Consider the following 18,148-nt stretch of genomic DNA (forward strand, 5'->3'; position numbering starts at 1 on the left):
CGACGAGAACGCGTAGCCCGGACGGAGCGCAGCGAAATCCGGGCTACACGACTGCGACCTACTCCCGCACCCGCATCAACAGCGCCAGCCCCGCGACGAAGAACACCACCAGCACGGCCATGCCGGCCTTCTGGCTCGCCGTCACCGCGGTGATCACGCCGATCAGGAGCGGGCCGATGAAGGACGTCACTTTCCCCGTCAGTGCGAACAGACCGAAATACTGCGCGATGCGGTCCTTCGGTGCGAGACGGATCAGGAGCGTACGGGAGGCGGCTTGCAGCGGACCACCGGCTGCACCGATCAGGCAGCCCAGCACCAGATAAGCGCGTTCGGCCGCAGCGGCGAACAATCCGCCGCCGGGCGCGGGCGGCGCGACCTTGACGAAGAGGATCGAATCCTTGTCGACCAGCAGGATCGCCGCCACCGCCAGCAGCAGGACCAGCATGCTGCCGGCGATCACGCGCTTCGGCCCGAGACGATCGTCCAGCTTGCCGCCAAGCCATGCGCCAAACGCGCCGGCGATCGCGAGCATGATGCCAAACGTGCCGATCTGGATCGTGTGCCAGCCGAACGTGCCCGCGGCATAGATGCCGCCGAAGGCAAACAGCGACACCAGACCGTCGGTGTAGATCATGTTGGCGAGCAGAAACGCCGCAAGCGATTTCTGCTGCGGCAGACCCTTGATCGATTGCTTCAGCTCCGACAGACCTTGGTGCAGCGCCTCGCGCACCGGACGCTTCGCCGGATAGTCCGGCGTGAACAGGAACATCGGCGTCACGAAAATGATGAACCAAAGCCCGGTCAACGGTCCGGCGGCGCGGTCGCCCTGATGGCTGACGGGATCGAGCCCGAACAGGGGCGTAAGACCGAGCAGCGTGCGGCCGGTCTCGGGATTCGCGGCGAGCAGGCCGAGCACGATGATCAGGCTGACGATACCGCCGACATACCCCGTCGCCCAGCCGGTGCCGGAGAGCCGGCCGATCCGCTCCGGCGGCACCAGGGTCGGCATCATCGCATTGTTGAACAGGGTGGCGAATTCCGCGCCGACGCTGGCGAGCGCGACCGCGGTGAGCAGCGGCGGAATGATCGAGGGATCGCCGGGCTTGCCGATCCACAGCGTGCAGGATGCCAGCACCAGCACTGCGCCGAATCCCGCGATCCACGGTTTCCTGCGGCCCGAAGCATCGGCAATGGCGCCGAGCACCGGCGACATCAGCGCGATCGCGAGGCCCGCGGCAGCCATCGCAAAGCCCCACAGCGATTGGCCGGTGGCGGGATTCGGCGCAATGCTGGTGGCGAAATAGGGCGCGAACACGAAGGTCGTGATCAGCGTGAAATAAGGCTGCGCGGCCCAGTCGAAAAAGATCCAGCTGACGACGGCGCCGCGCGGCGGATAGGTCCGCTGCGCCTCTACGCGCGCATCCGAGGCAATCGTCGTCATCGTCCAGACCCCATCACGAACAGTTTTGCCTCTCTTGGCGCAAACCGTATAGCATTACCGTGAGGCGTGTGAACCGGCTGGAGGCCACGGCGGAAGTTTGATGATGTCGTCTTTTTCGACACGGCGGACATTTTTCGCCCTCATTGCCACTCTGGCGTTCGGACTTCCGACCGCGACCGCGCAGGATGCGCGGCGGGCCTATGTCCCGCCCGTGCTCGACACCGTGCACGCCGTTCCTGCCGAGCACGGCATGGTGGTGGCGCAGGAGAAAATCTCGGCGCAGGTCGGCGCCGACATCCTGCGGCGCGGCGGCAATGCGGTCGATGCCGCCGTCGCCACCGGATTCGCCATGGCGGTGACCTATCCGCGCGCCGGCAATATCGGCGGCGGCGGCTTCATGGTGATTCATTCCACCGAGCGCAACGAAGACATCACGATCGACTATCGCGAGACCGCGCCGGCTGCGACCACGCCGCAGATCTTCCTCGGCGCCGACGGCAAGCCCGATGCGGCGAAGTCGCGGGATTCCGCACTCGGCGTCGGCGTGCCCGGCACCGTCGCGGGTCTTGCGCTGGCCCTGGAAAAATATGGCTCGGGCCGGTTCACGCTGGCGCAACTGCTCGAGCCCGCGATCGCGCTCGCCCGCGACGGCTTCCTCGTCGGCGACGACATTGCCGACACGCTGCCGGGCTGGCACCGACGGCTGGCGCGCTGGCCCTCCTCGGCCAGGATCTTCTCGCGGCCTGATGGCACGCCACTCGGCGAAGGCGACAGGCTGGTGCAGAGCGATCTCGCCGAAACGCTGTCGGCTGTCGCCGCACAGGGCCCGCGCGGTTTCTATGAGGGGCCGGTCGCGGAAAAACTCGCCAAGGCCGTGACTGACGCGGGCGGCATCATGACGCCGGCCGATTTGAAAGCCTATCAGGCGGTGACCCGTGCGCCGGTGCGCGGCAATTATCGCGGCTACGACATCGTGTCGATGCCGCTGCCGTCGTCGGGCGGCGTGGTGCTGGTGGAGACGCTCAATATCCTCGAAGGTTTTCAGCTCGCCGATCTGAAGCAGGGATCGCCGGCCTCGCTGCATCTGCTGATCGAGGCCATGAAGCGCGCCTATGCGGACCGCGCGCGCTATCTCGGCGATCCCGCCTTCGTCAACGCGCCGGTCGGGACGCTCACAGCCAAGGACTACGCCGCCAAGCTGCGGGCAACCATCTCCGCCGATCGCGCCACGCCGTCGAAGCAGCTCGTTTCCACCGCCACCTCGCCGCGCGAGGGCAGCAACACCACGCATTTTTCCGTCGTCGACGGTAACGGCAACGCCGTCAGCAACACCTATACGCTGAACTTCAGCTACGGCCTCGGCCTCGTCGCCGACGGCACCGGCGTGCTGCTCAACAACGAGCTCGACGATTTCACCGCAGCGGTCGGCGCTTCCAATGCCTACGGCCTCGTCGGCTTCGAGCCCAACCTGCCCGGGCCCGGCAAGCGGCCGCTGTCCTCGATGTCGCCGACCATCGTCCTGAAGGACGGCAAGCCGGTTCTGGTGACGGGCTCGCCCGGCGGCAGCCGCATCATCTCGACCGTGCTCCAGGTGATCGTCAACGTCCTCGATTACAAGATGGACGTTGCGGCCGCCGTGGCCGCACCGCGGCTGCATCACCAGTGGCTGCCCGACGAGGTCCGGATCGAGAGCGGCTTTCCCGACAATGTCCTGTTCGAGCTGAAGGCAATGGATCATCTCATCGTCACGCCGATGGGACAGACCTCCGCCAATTCGATCGCGGTGACCGCCAACGGTCCGCTCGGCGCGCCTGATCCGCGTACCCGGGGCGCGGAAGCCGCAGGACAGTAACTCGGCCGCTGCATGGCGCGAAAGCCCTCGGCCGGCTTGCGCGGGCCGCCGCCCGTGCTACCACGCCCCGGCCAAGAAAATGCCGGGGAAACGCACATGACCATGACTGATCCGAACCAGCGCATCGAACGCGCCGAGATCGAAGACACCAGCCTTCTCGCCTTCTATCGCGACATGAACGCGCCGGAGCGGCGGACATTCTGGGCGTGCGCCGCAGGCTGGGCGCTCGACGGCATGGACTTCATGATCTATCCGCTGGTGATCGGCACCATCATCGCGTTGTGGAAGGTCGATGCGGGATCGGCCGGCCTCGCCGGCACCGTGACGCTGCTGGCCTCCGCGATCGGCGGCTGGCTCGGCGGCTATCTCTCCGACCATATCGGCCGGGTCAAGACGCTCCAGATCACCATCATCTGGTTCTCGTTCTTCTCGCTGGTCTGCGCGGTCGTGCAGAATTTCGAACAGCTCCTGATCGCACGCGCGGTGCTGGGCCTCGGCTTCGGCGGCGAATGGGCTGCGGGCGCGGTTCTGATGGGCGAGGCGATCCGGCCGCAATATCGCGGGCGTGCGGTCGGCTCGGTACAATCGGGCTGGGCGGTCGGCTGGGGCCTCGCGGTGCTGTCGCAGGCGATCCTGTTCTCGGCTTTGCCGGCGGAGACAGCATGGCGCTGGATGTTCGTGATCGGCGCGCTGCCCGCACTGCTGGTGTTCTACATCCGCCGCTCCGTGACCGAGCCGGAGATCGCGGCTGAGGCTCGCGCCAAGCATGCCGCGAGCGGCAATCGTCCGGCGCTCTGGGAAATCTTCTCCGGCCCGATCCTGAAGACCACGATCCTGGCATCGCTGATGGCGACGGGCTGCCAGGGCGGCTATTACGCCGTCACCTTCTGGGTGCCGCAATTTTTGACCAAGGAGCGGCATCTGTCGATCGTCGGCTCGACCGGCTATCTCTCGACCCTGATCATCGGCTCTTTCATCGGCTATCTCACCGGCGCGTGGCTCGCCGACCGGATCGGACGGCGCAATCTGTTCCTGATCTTCTCGATCGGCGCGATGGCGGTTGTGCTGCTTTACACGCAGCTGCCGCTGACCAACGAAATCCTGTGGGTGCTCGGCTTCCCGCTCGGCTTTTTCGCCTCGGGCTATTTCTCCGGGGTCGGCGCCTTCCTGACCGAGCTTTATCCAACGCGACTGCGCGGCTCCGGTCAGGGCTTTTGCTACAATTTCGGCCGCGGCATCGGCGCGCTGTTTCCGTTCCTCGTCGGAGCGCTGTCGGCGACGACGTCGCTTGCGAATGCGATCGCGATGTTCGCGGTGGTGGCTTACGCGCTGTTCTTCATCGCCGCCTTCGCGCTGCCGGAGACGCGCGGGCGCGTGCTGCACCCGGACTAATGAAGCCTAACTATCGTCCGACCTGATACGGCCCGCCCTTTTCGAGGGCGCGGCTGTACGCCGGCCGCGCATGAATGCGCTCCAGGAACGCCATCGCCTTGGGGTGGCCGAGCTCGAGCCCGCCGCGCGCCTGGGCTGCTTCGAGCGGAAAGCTCATCTGGATGTCGGCGGCGGTGAACTCGTTGCCGGCGAACCACTCGCTCTTGCCGAGCTCCCCTTCCCAGTAGTCCATGTGCTGCTTCAGCTGCGGATTGACCAGCGCAGTAAGCGCCTGGTTCGAGACCTTGCGCACCAGGGGGCGCAGCAACGCCGGCGCGCGCTTCGGCATCAGCGTGAACAGCAGCTTGAGCAGCAACGGCTGCATCGCCGAGCCTTCCGCATAGTGCAGCCAATAGGTGAAGCGCAGCCGCTCCGGCGTGTTCGGCGGCGGGACCAGCCGGCCGTTGCCGTAGGTGGCGATGAGATATTCGATGATCGCGCCTGATTCGGCGATGGTGTTGCCGTTGTCGGTGATGACGGGCGACTTGCCGAGCGGATGGATGGCACGGAGCTCCTTCGGCGCGCGCATGTCGGGCTGGCGCTGATAGCGCACGATCTCGTAGGGCACGCCCAACTCCTCGAGCAGCCACAGCACGCGCTGCGAACGGGAATTGTTGAGGTGATGAACGGTCAGCATCGCGTGGTCCCCGGGGCTAGGCATGGTCGATCAGCCGCGCGTTCGTGCCAGCCCGGGAACGCAATGTCGAGCCATCCGGTCGAATATTTTAACCCGGGTATATTGACGCTGCCAATTTACCCGGGTATTAAAGCCGCCAACATGACCAATATGGCAATGATTCCAATGCAAAAGATTTTCACCGCCTTCCAGGGTCAGCGCCGTCTGGTGTCCGGGCCGGCAGGAGAGGTCGCGCTTGTCGTCAAGCGGATGGCGGAGCGCCCGGACGAGCCCATCATCATCTTCGAGGACGCCACCGGCCGATCGATCGACTTCGATCTACGCGGGGGGGATCGCGAGGTGCTGGCGCGGTTGGCGAAGCTTGTCCCGCCCCAGGTTGAAGAGATCGCACCGCCGAGCGAACCGCGCGGCCGCGGCCGGCCGAAGCTCGGCGTGGTCGCGCGCGAGGTGACGCTGCTGCCGCGGCACTGGGAGTGGCTCAGCGCGCAGGCAGGCGGCGCTTCGGTCGCGCTGCGGAAACTCGTGGACGAAGCGCGGCGTGCGAGCGGCGACAAGGACCGCGAGCGGCAGGCGCGCGATGCGGCCTATCACTTCATGTCGACCATGGCCGGCAATCTGCCGCAGTTCGAGGAAGCATCGCGCGCGTTGTTTGCGGATGACCGGCGGCGTTTCACCGGACTGATCGCAGATTGGCCCGCCGACATCCGCGACCACATCGTCAAGCTCGCCTACAGCGACCGCGCCTAGGCGCGCGTCTTCTCACAACCCCATCGACGGCCGGGCCACGCGCGCTTCGCGTGGCGACGGTTTCGCTCGCCCTGATGAAAGGCCAATCCATGTCTGCCGCCAAGCCGCTCTGGACCAAGCCGCTCTGGACAACGTTCCTCCGCTTCCTCGCGCCGTTGATGCTGAGCAACGCTCTGCAATCGCTGTTCGGCACCGTCAGCAACGTCTTTCTCGGCCAGATGGTCGGAGTCGACGCGCTCGCGTCGGTCTCGGTGTTCTTTCCGGTGATGTTCTTCCTGTTCGCCTTCGTCATGGGGCTGAGCACCGGCGCCACGGTGCTGATCGGCCAGGCCTATGGTGCGGGCGAGCAGGACCGGATCAAGCTCATCGTGGGCACGACGCTCGCGATCGGCCTGCTGCTCTCGATTTCGATTGCACTGATCGGCGGCATCTTCAGCCGGCAATTGATGATGATGCTCGAGACACCCGCCGACATTCTCGACCAGGCCAGCGCCTATGCCCGCATCATGCTGCTCACCATGCCGCTCGGCTTCGTCTTCCTGCTGATGACGGCGATGATCCGCGGCGTCGGCGACGCGCCGACGCCGCTGCTTGCGCTGGCTTTGTCGACTGCGATCGGGTTGATCATCACGCCGATGCTGATCCGCGGGCCGTTCGGATTGCCGGCGGCGGGCATCACCAGCCCGGCCTGGGCGGCGGCGATCGCCAACGCGCTGACGCTGATCGCGCTGGCCGCCTATCTGCTGCGGAGGAAACATGCGTTGGCACCGGACGCTGCACTGCTGCGTCATCTGCGGTTCAATCGTGCGGTGCTGGGACAAATCCTCGGCATTGGACTGCCGAGCGCGATCGGCATGATGGTGATGGCGATCGCCGAGCTGGCGCTGCTCGGCCTCGTCAACGGCTTCGGCTCGAACGCAACCGCAGCCTATGGCGCGGTCAACCAAGTGATGGGCTACACGCAGTTCACGGCGATGTCGATTTCAATCGCGGTCTCGATCCTCGGCGCGCAGGCGGTCGGTCGCGGCGACAGGACGGGGCTCGACGGCATCGTGCGCACCGGTCTTGCGTTCAACATCGTCCTGACGGGCGGGCTGGTGGCGATGATCTATCTCGCGCCGCGCGCCGTGCTCGGTATCTTCATCACTGATGACACCGTGCTCGATCTGGCGAAGGGCTTGCTCAACATCGCCCTGTGGAGCTCGGTGCCGTTCGGCCTGGCGACGGTATTTTCCGGCGCAATGCGCGCTGCCGGCGTGGCGCTGACGCCAATGCTGCTCGCTATCATCGCCATTGTCGCAATCGAGCTGCCGTCCGCGGTGATCCTGAGCCGCACGATTGGCCTTCAGGGTGTGTGGGCCGCCTATCCGATCGTGTTCTGCGCCATGTTCCTTTTGCAGATGGGCTATTACCTTCTGGTGTGGCGCAAGCGGACGATCAGGCGCCTGATCTGACGAAATCGTCAAGAGATTATGACCATCATTAAACGGTGGACCCGCGGCGCGCGCTGCGCCACAATGCGAAAAAGCGATGTCAGGGAGAACGATTTTGACCCGCACAGCCCCGCAATTCCTGTTCGATTTCGGCAGCCCGAACGCCTATCTCAGCCACCTCGCGATTCCGGCGATCGAGCAGCGCATCGGCGTCAAATTCGAATACGTGCCGATCCTGCTCGGCGGTATCTTCAAGTCGACCAACAACAAGTCGCCGGCCGAGACGCTCGCCGGCATCAAGAACAAGCGTGAATTCCAGGCGGTCGAGACCGAGCGCTTCGTCAAGCGCTACAAGGTGCCGCCTTACGTCATGAATCCCTTCTTTCCGGTCAATACACTGAACCTGATGCGTACCGCGATCGCGGCGCAGGCCGAGGGCGTGTTCGAGAAATATGTCGAGGCCGCCTTCCACCACATGTGGCGCGAGCCGAAGAAGATGGACGATCCGGAAATCGCGGCGAAGGCGCTGGCGTCCTCCGGCCTCGACGCGCAAAAACTGTTCACCCGCGCCGGGGAACCTGAGGTGAAGGGCAAGCTGATCAAGAACACCGAGGAGGCTGTGGCGCGCGGCGCGTTCGGCTCGCCCACCTTCTTCGTCGGCAACGAGATGTTTTTTGGCAAGGAGCAGCTGCGCGAGGTCGAGGAGATGGTGCTGGGCGCATAGCCCCCATTTTCCGACGACAGAATGTGATCGCGGTGGCATTCCGGGTTGCTTCGTTTCGTTCGCGAGGACGTTTATAGATAGGCGGCCAATAGCAACAACAAGGACAATCCCATGCGTATTCTCGTGGTCGGCGCCGGCGCCATCGGCGGCTATTTTGGTGGCAGGCTATTGCAGGCCGGCCGCGACGTCACCTTCCTGGTCCGGCCGCGCCGCGCCAGCGAGCTCGCCAGCGCCGGTCTCGTCATCAAAAGCCCGAATGGCGATGTGACGCTGAAAAATCCGCCGACGGTTCAGGCCGACGCGCTCAAGGACAATTTCGACGTCGTGCTGCTCAGCTGCAAGGCGTTCGACCTCGACGACGCCATCAAGTCGTTTGCGCCGGCGGTCGGGCCGAATACGGCAATCATTCCCATGCTCAACGGCATGAAGCACCTCGATACGCTCGACGAGAAATTCGGCAAGGAGCGCGTGCTCGGCGGCCTCTGCGCCATCGCCGCGACGCTCAACGAGAAGCGCGAGGTGGTGCAGCTCCAGCCGATGCAGTCGCTGAATTACGGCGAGCGCGACGGCAAGCTGTCGGATCGCGTCAAGGCAATCGACGTGGCTTTCAAGAGCGGCATCGTTGGGGCCACCGCCAGCCAGAACATCATGCAGGACATGTGGGAGAAGTGGGTGTTCCTCTCGTCGCTGGCGGCGTCCACCAGCCTGATGCGCACCTCTGTCGGCAACATTCTCTCCGCACCCGGCGGCCGGGATTTCCTGCTCGGCATGCTCGACGAGACCAGCGCGATCGCCACTGCGTCGGGCTACACGCCGGGCGGGCCGTTCTTCGAGCGCGTGAAGGGCAACCTCACCACCGAGGGCTCGCCGATGACGGCCTCGATGTTCCGCGACGTCAAGGCGGGCCTGCCGGTCGAGGCCGATCACGTCATCGGCGACCTCATCGCGCGCGCCGATGCCGCCAAGGTGCCGGTGCCGAAGCTGCGCATCGCGTACACGCATTTGAAGGCGTATGAGAAGCAGCGGGCGGGGTAGCCGCACCTTCCGCTATTTGAAATACGCGAGATAGTGCGAGACGGCGGTGATTTCCTCATCACTCATGTGATAGGCGACATCGGCCATCGCAGCGCCACCGCCGCCGACGCGCTGGCTGCTCTTGTAGTCGTGCAGCGCCTTGACCAGGTATTCCTCGCGCTGGCCTGCGAGCCGCGCGACGGCCTTGGTGCCGGCAAAGCTATCCGTATGACATGAGGCGCAGCGGCGGCCGACGGCAACTTGGGCGCCCTTTTTCGACAGGTCTGGATCCTTGTCCTCCGCCGCTGTCGGCGGCGTCAGCGCGGCGAAATAGGCGCCGAGATTGCGGACGTCCTCGTTGGTGATTTCCTCGGCGATGGGCTGCATCTGGTCGTTCTTGCGCGAGCCGGCGCGGAAGAATACGAGCTGCCATTGCAGGAATTGATCGGGCTGGCCGGCGAGCGAAGGAATGTTCTCGGTCTGCGAGATGCCGTTCTCGCCGTGACAGCCGGCGCAGACGGCGGCCTTCTCCTTGATCGCGGCATTGTCGGCAGCGCTAGTGGGGAGCGAACCGAGCGCGAGGAGCGCAACCGCGCTGATTGCGTGCGAGATAAACTGCCGGCGCATGATTGGAATTCCGATCTATCGAACGCGTCATTCCGGGGCGTGCGAAGCGCGAGCCCGGAATCCATAACCCCCGTTCATGGTCATGGGTTCCGGACTTGCGCGCAAGCGGCGCGCAATCCGGAACGACAGCGTGCGAAATTGAAATGAGAAAGGCTGCGGTGCCTCTCGGCACCGCAGCCTGGTGTCGTCGTCCGCTACTTCTTGCTGTAGCTGATGCGGTAGATCGCGCCGGCCCAGTCGTCGGCGACGAGGATCGAGCCATCCTTGGCGAGGATGATGTCGTCGGGACGGCCGAGATAGCCTTGGTCGCCCTCGATCCAGCCGGAGGCGAACACCTCCTGCTTGGCGTTCTTGCCGTCGGGCCCGACGATCACGCGCATGATGCGGCCGCCCTGGTACTTGTGACGATTCCAGGAGCCGTGCTCGGCGATCAGGATGTTGTTCTTGTACTCGGCCGGGAATTGGTCGCCGGTATAGAACTTCATGCCGAGCGGAGCGACGTGCGCGCCGAGGTTCAGCACTGGCGGCGTGAACTCGGAGCATTTGTGGCCCATCGCGAACTTGGTATCCGGCAGGTCACCCTGGTGGCAGTAGGGATAGCCGAAGTGCTCGCCGATCTTGCTGATCATGTTCAGCTTGTCTGAGGGCAGATCGTCGCTGATCCAGTCGCGGGCGTTCTCGGTGAACCAGAACTTGCCGGTACGCGGATCGACGTCGCCGCCGACCGAGTTGCGAACGCCGAGCGCGTAGATTTCCGCATTGCCGGTCTTGGGATCGACGCGGCGGATCTGCGAGACGCTGGTCGGGGGAACGCCGATGTTGAAGGGCGGTCCGAACGGAATGTAGAACCAGCCTTCCTTGTCGACCGCGATGTATTTCCAGCCATGCGCGGCATAGGACGGCATGTCGTCATAGACGACCTTGCCCTCGCCGAGATTGTCGAGCTTGTTTTCGACATCGTCGTAGCGGATCAGCTTGTCGACCGCGATGACGTAGAGCGCACCGTCCTTGACGGCCAGACCCGTGGGCATGTTCAGGCCCTTCAGGATGGTCTTGACCTCTTTCTTGCCGTTGTTGTCCTTGATGGCGTAGACGTTGCCGAGGCCGAACGAGCCGACGAACAGCGTGCCCTTGTCACCCCAGGCCATCTGCCGCGCGGCCAGCACACCGGAGGCGTAGACTTCCATCTTGAAGCCAGGCGGCAGCTTGACCTTCTTGACGATGTTGGCGAGCTCGGCCTCCGACGCACCGGTCGGCGGACCCGACGGCGGTGCCAGGCCCTTCTGTGCCTCGGTCTCGTCGCCGAGGAACCAGTCGTCCGGCGGATGGGTCCAGAACTCCTTGGTGCCGGATTCGTACTTCTTCAGCGGCTTGTTCTTGTCCTGTTGTTGCGCGTGACCGACGCTTGTCCCCGCGAGAAGGGCAACCGCTGCAAGCGCCAGGACGGATTGAAAGACGGATCGATGGAATTTCATCGCGTCACTCCCCTAAGGCAGCCATCAGGGCTGCACGTTTATTTTGTTTTGCTAGTCGAGAGGCGAAGTTCGGAGTCTGTCGAGAGGACAGGCGCGAAAAGGTTAGCACATCTGCGAGCGGTGAGAAGCGCGCCGCGTGCGCTGCAGTTGCGCTCAATAAAAATTGAGACGGAATGTCAACGAGGACGAACGCCGCGACGACAACGCTCGCTGCAGCGCGGAATCAAGAAGACGCGCGGCTAATTTGCAGGCAGCAGGAGGTCGGGAACAAAAAACGCGAAAACAACCCCATGCACAGTAGAAGCGCCCAGGCCATGTTGCTCCCGGTGACTCCGGGCAGACATTTGACGCATCGAGCAAATTAGCAAAGGTGGCGACTACGGGGCGACGGGGTAGGGACCGTCGCCAAAAACCGCGTCATGATAGCCTTTCGACCCGACATCGCGGACCAGCGTGCTGCGAAAATCGCGGCCATCGCGAAGACACTTCAGGACGTGCGCGAAGTCGAATTCGGGTCGCCAACCCAGCTCGCGCCGCGCGCGCTCATTGACATAGACACGGTCGATCTCGGGGAACAGTTGCCAGCCGCGCGCCGCAAAGAGCGCCGCACAATCCGGATAGAGCTCGCACACCACACCGGCGGCGTCACGTGCCAGCTCCGCGAGATGGCGCTGCTCGAACGGGCTCGTGGCCGACACGATGTAGCGGGCAAAACCGATCTTCGGCGCGCGTTCGGCGGCGAGCAGATGGGCGCTCACCGCGTCCGCGATATCCAGCCGACGATAGAGCAGCTCGTTGGCCTGCGCGTTCTCCGGCGCGTAAGCCGACCGCATCACCGGATCGTCATCGTCTTCCGGGAAGAAGCGCGAGGTCCTCAAGGCCACGACAGGCAGGCCGCGCTCGCGACAGAACAGCTCGCAGAGAGTCTCAGCCATCAGCTTGGTCGTGCCGTAGATGTTCTTCGGCACCGGCGGCAAATCCTCGGTGACCCACACCGCGGCCTGTCCCGCTTCCGGCCGAAGCTGCGAACCAAATGCACTGGTTGTGCTGGTGAAGACGAAGCTCTTCACGCCGGCGGCCGTGGCCGCCTCGAGCAGATTGAGCGTACCGCTGACGTTGGTATCGATGAAATCTTGCTTGGAGTGGGTCGCCACATGCGGCTTGTGCAGCGTCGCGGTGTGGATCACCGCGGTAACGCCGGCCATCTGGCCCCGCACGAAATCGGGATCGACGATCGAGCCTGCGGCATCGGTCCAGGGCGATGCCTTCAGATCGATCCCCCGCGCAGATGAACCGCGCCCGCGGAGCGTACGGAGAAGGGCCTCCCCGAGATGGCCCGCGCTGCCGGTGACCAGAATTGTCATTCGAGACCCAATACAGCCGCCAGCAGCGTGGAAAACCACGATTCCGTCCGGATAGGCTGGATGCTTGGGAGAAAATTGGAGCGGGCGAAGGGGCTCGAACCCTCGACCCCGACCTTGGCAAGGTCGTGCTCTACCACTGAGCTACACCCGCATCCTGTGTCGGCCGCGTGACGCGCCCGGCAACGGCTGTCGTATGCCAAAAGCGGGAGGGGAATGCAACAGCTACCGGCGGCATAGATTCGCAATCGGAGGCCCGATATGGACCCGAACGCGGCCAAATGACCCAAAAATGCCCCGGAACCGCCGAATCGGCACGCACGGATTGAAATTCGGCCGTCCCGGCCCAATTTAGGGCCAACAGCGAAGCATATGAATTGGCGACGTGCTAAAGACCGCCAATTCCAGACATCAGACGAGGGGATCCCGTGACGATCATCGACCAGGGTAACGGAGCGGCGGGCCCGGCTGCGACCGATCTGATCAAGGACACGACCACCCAGACCTTCGTGAAGGACGTCATCGAGGAATCGAAGCGCCAGCCGGTGCTGATCGACTTCTGGGCGGAGTGGTGCGGTCCCTGCAAGCAGCTCACGCCCGTGCTGGAAAAGGCGGTCAAGGCCGCCAAGGGCAAGGTCAAGCTGGTCAAGATGAACATCGACCAGCACCCGGCGATCCCGGGCCAGATGGGCATCCAGTCGATTCCGGCGGTAATCGCCTTCGTCAACGGCCAGCCGGCCGACGGTTTCATGGGCGCGGTGCCGGAGAGCCAGCTCAACGCCTTCATCGAAAAGCTGACCAAGGGCGTGACCGCGCCGGGCGAACCGAATGTCGCGGAAATCCTCCAGGAGGCCGAGGCCGTGCTCGCCGAGGGCGATGCCGCCGCGGCCGCCCAGATCTACGCCGAAGTGCTGCAGCATGAATCGACCAACATCGCCGCCCTTGCCGGTCTCGCGAAATGCTACGCCGTCTCCGGTGCGATGGAGCAGGCCAAGCAGACGCTCGCCATGGTGCCGGAATCCAAGCGGAACGACCCCGCCGTGAAAGCCGTGCAGACCGCGATCGATCTCGCCGAGCAGGCGGAGCAGCTCGGGCCCGTCGCCGAGCTGGAACAGAAAGTCGCCGCAAACCCGCTCGATCATCAGGCCCGATTCGACCTGGCGACGGCGCTGAATGCGCAAGGCAACCGGGCAGCGGCCACCGAGCAGCTGCTCGCGATCATCAAGCGCGACCGCAAATGGAACGACGACGGCGCCCGCAAGCAGCTGGTGCAGTTCTTCGAGGCGTGGGGCGGCACGGATGATGCAACCGTCGAGGGACGCAAGCGCTTGTCGATCATCCTGTTTTCCTAAAGCGAGCTGGCAAGGCCAGGGGACCCGACAGATGCCGATCAACATCGAATATCGCGGGCCCGCCGACCTTCCGGAGATCCTTCCGGTGTTTCCGCTGCCGGGCGCGCTGCTGCTGCCGCGCGGACAGATGCCACTCAACATCTTCGAGCCGCGCTACCTCGCGATGATCGACGATGCCTTCCGCGACGGCCATCGCCTGATCGGCATGATCCAGCCCGACATCGCGCACTCGCCCAAGAATTCCGACAAGCCGGCGCTGTTCAGCGTCGGCTGTGTCGGCCGCATCACCCAGCTCGCCGAATCCGGCGACGGCCGCTACATCCTCGAGCTCACCGGCGTCTCGCGCTTCAAGGTGCTCGAGGAGCTCGAAGTGCTCACCGCCTACCGGCAGTGCAAGGTGGATTTCTTCGCCTTCGTCGACGACTTCACGCCGCGCATGGGCGAGGACGAGGTCGATCGCGAAGCGCTGCTGGCCGTGCTGGCGGACTTTTTGAAGGCCAACAACCTCAAGGTCGATTGGGAGGGCGTCGAGACCGCCCCCAACGAAGCGCTCGTCAACGCGCTGGCGATGATGTCGCCCTATGGCGTGGCCGAGAAGCAGGCGATGCTGGAAGCGCCCGACCTGAAGATCCGCGCCGAAATCCTGATCGCCGTCACCGAGATGGACCTCGCCAAGAAACGCACCAGCGGCGATCCGCCGTTGCAGTAGCGGCCTGAATGCTCACGCAGCGCGGACGGCTCTTCCTGCACCTCGCCGCAACATCTTGGCGACGCTGGATGCAGGCATCGGCCGGCTGAAATAGTAGCCTTGCGTTTCGACGCACCCCTCTTCACGGAGGATGTCCAGCTGCGCCTTCGTTTCGACGCCTTCGGCGGTCGTCGTCTTGCCGAGGCTGACTGCGAAACGAACCACTGCTCGCGCGAGATGGTGCGCCTCTGCGCTCGCACTGGACAGTTCGTTAACGAAACTGCGGTCGATCTTGATCTTGTCGAATGGGAACCTTTGCAGAAAGCTCAGCGATGAATAGCCGGTTCCGAAATCGTCCAGGGCGATTCGCACACCGAGTTCGCGCAGTTGGCCGAGTACGGCGAACACCGCTTCGCTGTCATGCATGATCACCGTCTCGGTAACCTCGAGCTCGAGCCTGTGCGGCGCAACTCCCGAGCTCGCCAGCGCGCTGATAATGACCAGGACAAGATCCTTGCTCCTGAACTGAGCGGGAGACAGGTTGATCGCGATCATGAGATGGGCGGGCCATTTGGCGGCTTCCGCACAGGCGGTCCGCAAGACCCATTCTCCCAGCGGCACGATCAAGCCGGTCTCCTCCGCGAGCGGAATGAACTCGCCGGGCATGACCAGACCTCGCTGCGGGTGATGCCAGCGTAGCAAGGCCTCGAAGCCACTGGTCTTGCCGGTCGCGGCATTGACGAATGGCTGGTAGTGGAGTTCGAATTGACGGCCAGCAAGCGCGTCCCGCATGTCGCGCTCCAGGTTGCGTCGCGCATGCATGAGCTGGTCGAGTTCCGGCTCGAAGAAACGGAATGCACCACGTCCGCCACTCTTGGCCGAGTAGAGGGCGAGATCCGCACTCTTCATGATCACGTCGGAATCGTTGCCATCGCGCGGCGCGATGGCAATGCCGATGCTGGTGCCCACCGTGACCTGGTGATCGCCGAGATCGAAGGGTTCGCAAAGCGCCTTTCTGATTCTCTCCGCAAGGGTCGCGGCCTCCACGGCTGGGTTGGTCACGTAGTCGATCACCGCGAACTCGTCGCCGCCCAGTCGAGCGATCAACGCGGTTTCCGAGGTGCATTCGCGCAAACGCGCCGCGACGGCGCGCAGCAGGGAGTCTCCCGTCGGATGTCCAAGCGTGTCGTTGACTTCCTTGAAGCGATCGAGGTCCAGCATGAGCACGGCCAGATCAAGGCCGCCATTGCGCGATACTGCAATGGCGTGCTCCATCCGCTCCCGGAGCAGCACGCGATTTGGCAGATCGGTCAGCGCATCATGTTGCGCCATGTGAGTGATCTTGGCCTCGGACCGGCGTTGCTCGGTGACATCGAGATGCGTGGCCACCCAGCCGCCGCCGGCCATTGGCTGTCGCGTCACGCAGATCAAACGACCATCCGCAAACTCGTCGATCCTGCTCGAGACCGCATCGAACGGCAACGTGGCCAATTTCGAGATGAATTGCTCGGCAGCACCCTCGCTGGGGTCGCCCTTGAGGATGCCGTTCACAATACGATGCCTGATGATGTCGGTATGCGGTGTTCCCGTTCTCAGCAGCTCCGGCGGTAGCCGATAGAGTTCGGCATAACGCTCGTTGCAGACGACAAATCGCTTCTCCGCATCGAACATGCACAGAGCCTCGACCATGTTGTTGATGGCCGTGTCCAGCCTGATCTTCTGGTCGTTGATTTCCTTTTGCGAATCTTCCACCTGTTGCCTGGCGAGCGAAAGCTCACTGATGATTTCCTCGAATCTGCTGGTTCTGGTCGCAAGTCGGCGATCCGCCAGCACGCCGACAAAGCTCATCCCGAGCACCGACAGAGCCACACCCGCAATTGCCACGGCGAGGAAGGCCGGGGAAAGCGACAAGGTATTGCTGTTCAGCGTCGGGTCTGGAACGATCTGCACGGCCCCCATGGCCGTGAAATGATGCGACACGATTGCGAGCGTCAGCAGCAGCGCCGCGACGAAGGTCCCCCATTTGTCCTTGCGGCCCAGGGCGACCGCGAGCGCAGCGTAGCCCAGGACCATGCCGAGGGTGATCGAGACGAACACGAGCCCCGGCGACCAGGTCACGCGACCAGGCACATCGAGGGCCCACATGCCGAGATAGTGCATGCTCGCAATACCGGCGCCGATGATGCCGCCGCCGGCAGCCGCGCGCCACCGGCCGACGTTGCTGACGGCAACGCCGAAACCGCCTGACGTCAGGATCATCGCCGCGGCGAGCGACAGAACTGTCAGAACGATGCCGTAACCAGTTGAGACGCCGGGCTCGTAGGCAAGCATTGCGACAAAATGCGTTGCCCAAATTCCATAGCCGATGGCAGCGCCGGCGATCGCAATCCAGATCAGCCGCGTCCAAGCTCGCGACGCGATCGCGCGATGAAAGATGCTGACGGCGACAATACTTGCGGCGAAGCACACCAGACCAGCGAGCACAACAAGCCGCCAATCATGCTCTGCCGTGAGGCAGGTAAAAACGCGGAACATCGAAATCGCCTCCCTCGTCAATGCTCTCGAGCATCGGTCCGATCAGGCTTTCTCGGCGTTAATTTTTCGCAATTCCCGGTTGCATGCCTATCGGAAAGTAAATGTTACGTCAGCCATTATGCCCCTTTGGCGACAGCTTGTACGAGGAGAGGACAATTCCCCGTGAAACTACGCGGTTAAGCGAGCCGGCGACTCCCGGTCGGAACCAAACCAGCTCTGCTCATGAATGACCACGGATGCGCTTGCGTCCGGTGATCATCGCGCGGATCAGGTTCTCGCGCTGGAGAAGCCCCATCAGCAGCACGCCCAAGACGTGCAGCACGACCAGGACGATGACGGCGTCCGAAGAATAGTGGTGGGTGTCCTCGACCCACCACACGCCGAAGAAGGTCACGGTCACCGACATCGCGCCTGATATCGTCGAGACCGCGAGCGAGGCCAGCAGCGCCACCAGCATCAACGTGCCGGCGGGATTGAGCCCGATATAGCGGCCGGTCATGCCGCGGCGCAGATTCCAGAGATAGCGTGGCGCGGCCCGAAGCCTGACGCCGACCATGCGGAAGCGCGAATAGCGGCTTCCCCAAACACCCCAGGCCAGACGGAAGGCAAGAAGCCCGAGCACCGTATAACCGACGATGCGGTGAAGTCCGTCATAGACGGTAGGCGTGAACCAGGCGGCCAGAACACAGGCCGCGAGCGCCCAGTGCCAGAGGCGCAGCGGGAGGTCCCAGACCGCGACCGTCCGCGAAGCGGTTCGATCCGCGGGGGTCCGGCTGGACACCCCGCGCGCTTCCGGTGCAGATTCTTCGATCAAGCGAGGACCACCCTCAG

The 18,148-nt window shown here is 64.0% G+C and carries 15 protein-coding genes and 1 tRNA gene; 8 read left to right on the plus strand and 8 right to left on the minus strand.

Translation table 11 applies throughout. The annotated features are described in order from the left end of the window. Positions 1-58: 58 nt before the first annotated feature. Entirely contained in the window at positions 59-1,441 is a 1,383-nt protein-coding gene (locus JQ591_RS05185) for an MFS transporter (RefSeq protein WP_211394966.1), read from the minus strand. 100 nt (positions 1,442-1,541) lie between these two features. Here JQ591_RS05185 and ggt point away from each other — a divergent pair, with 100 nt between their 5' ends. After that, on the plus strand, positions 1,542-3,293 hold the full coding sequence (gene ggt / locus JQ591_RS05190; protein WP_211394967.1) for a gamma-glutamyltransferase: 1,752 nt from the start codon (positions 1,542-1,544) through the stop codon (positions 3,291-3,293). Between the two features lie 96 nt (positions 3,294-3,389). Beyond that, the gene (locus tag JQ591_RS05195; RefSeq protein ID WP_211394968.1) at positions 3,390-4,685 is read left to right on the plus strand and encodes an MFS transporter; all 1,296 of its coding nucleotides are present in this window, start codon (positions 3,390-3,392) and stop codon (positions 4,683-4,685) included. 10 nt (positions 4,686-4,695) lie between these two features. On the opposite strand, the gene JQ591_RS05200 is transcribed toward JQ591_RS05195, so the two are convergent. After that, positions 4,696-5,361, minus strand: coding sequence for a glutathione S-transferase family protein (locus JQ591_RS05200; protein ID WP_063992271.1), 666 nt, complete (start codon positions 5,359-5,361; stop codon positions 4,696-4,698). 150 nt (positions 5,362-5,511) lie between these two features. Between JQ591_RS05200 and JQ591_RS05205 the strand changes: the two genes are divergently transcribed. From JQ591_RS05205 to panE, 4 genes are all read left to right on the plus strand, one after another. Then, complete coding sequence (locus tag JQ591_RS05205) at positions 5,512-6,108, plus strand: DUF2239 family protein (RefSeq protein ID WP_211395588.1); 597 nt, start codon at positions 5,512-5,514, stop codon at positions 6,106-6,108. Positions 6,109-6,182: 74 nt separating this feature from the next. Beyond that, positions 6,183-7,562 (plus strand): MATE family efflux transporter, encoded by a 1,380-nt coding sequence (locus tag JQ591_RS05210; protein WP_211394969.1) that lies wholly within the window; start codon positions 6,183-6,185, stop codon positions 7,560-7,562. 94 nt (positions 7,563-7,656) lie between these two features. Then, entirely contained in the window at positions 7,657-8,265 is a 609-nt protein-coding gene (locus JQ591_RS05215) for a 2-hydroxychromene-2-carboxylate isomerase (RefSeq protein ID WP_211394970.1), read from the plus strand. 111 nt (positions 8,266-8,376) lie between these two features. Next, complete coding sequence (gene panE, locus JQ591_RS05220) at positions 8,377-9,300, plus strand: 2-dehydropantoate 2-reductase (protein WP_211394971.1); 924 nt, start codon at positions 8,377-8,379, stop codon at positions 9,298-9,300. Between the two features lie 12 nt (positions 9,301-9,312). Here the strand turns inward: panE and JQ591_RS05225 are convergent, their stop codons facing one another. The 4 genes from JQ591_RS05225 to JQ591_RS05240 form a co-directional block, all read right to left on the minus strand. Next, complete coding sequence (locus JQ591_RS05225; RefSeq protein WP_211394972.1) at positions 9,313-9,906, minus strand: c-type cytochrome; 594 nt, start codon at positions 9,904-9,906, stop codon at positions 9,313-9,315. 194 nt (positions 9,907-10,100) lie between these two features. Then, a complete protein-coding gene (locus tag JQ591_RS05230; protein ID WP_211394973.1) occupies positions 10,101-11,381 on the minus strand; it encodes a PQQ-dependent sugar dehydrogenase in 1,281 nt (426 codons plus the stop codon). Between the two features lie 377 nt (positions 11,382-11,758). Beyond that, positions 11,759-12,745, minus strand: a complete 987-nt coding sequence (locus JQ591_RS05235; protein ID WP_211394974.1) for an NAD-dependent epimerase/dehydratase family protein — start codon at positions 12,743-12,745, stop codon at positions 11,759-11,761. Positions 12,746-12,821: 76 nt separating this feature from the next. Next, positions 12,822-12,896 (minus strand) — tRNA-Gly (locus tag JQ591_RS05240). A 274-nt stretch (positions 12,897-13,170) separates the two neighbouring features. Here JQ591_RS05240 and trxA point away from each other — a divergent pair. Together trxA and JQ591_RS05250 are read left to right on the plus strand one after the other, a co-directional pair. Next, positions 13,171-14,094 carry a thioredoxin gene (trxA, locus tag JQ591_RS05245; RefSeq protein WP_211394975.1) on the plus strand — a complete coding sequence of 308 codons (924 nt, stop codon included), beginning with the start codon at positions 13,171-13,173 and terminating at the stop codon, positions 14,092-14,094. Positions 14,095-14,125: 31 nt separating this feature from the next. Beyond that, complete coding sequence (locus JQ591_RS05250; RefSeq protein ID WP_211394976.1) at positions 14,126-14,803, plus strand: LON peptidase substrate-binding domain-containing protein; 678 nt, start codon at positions 14,126-14,128, stop codon at positions 14,801-14,803. A 12-nt stretch (positions 14,804-14,815) separates the two neighbouring features. Here the strand turns inward: JQ591_RS05250 and JQ591_RS05255 are convergent, their stop codons facing one another. Then, positions 14,816-17,317, minus strand: a complete 2,502-nt coding sequence (locus JQ591_RS05255; protein ID WP_211394977.1) for an EAL domain-containing protein — start codon at positions 17,315-17,317, stop codon at positions 14,816-14,818. Between the two features lie 220 nt (positions 17,318-17,537). Beyond that, on the minus strand, positions 17,538-18,131 hold the full coding sequence (locus JQ591_RS05260; protein WP_211394978.1) for a cytochrome b/b6 domain-containing protein: 594 nt from the start codon (positions 18,129-18,131) through the stop codon (positions 17,538-17,540). Positions 18,132-18,148: the final 17 nt, after the last annotated feature.

This window comes from Bradyrhizobium canariense (genome assembly GCF_018130465.1).
GTDB lineage: Bacteria > Pseudomonadota > Alphaproteobacteria > Rhizobiales > Xanthobacteraceae > Bradyrhizobium > Bradyrhizobium canariense_C.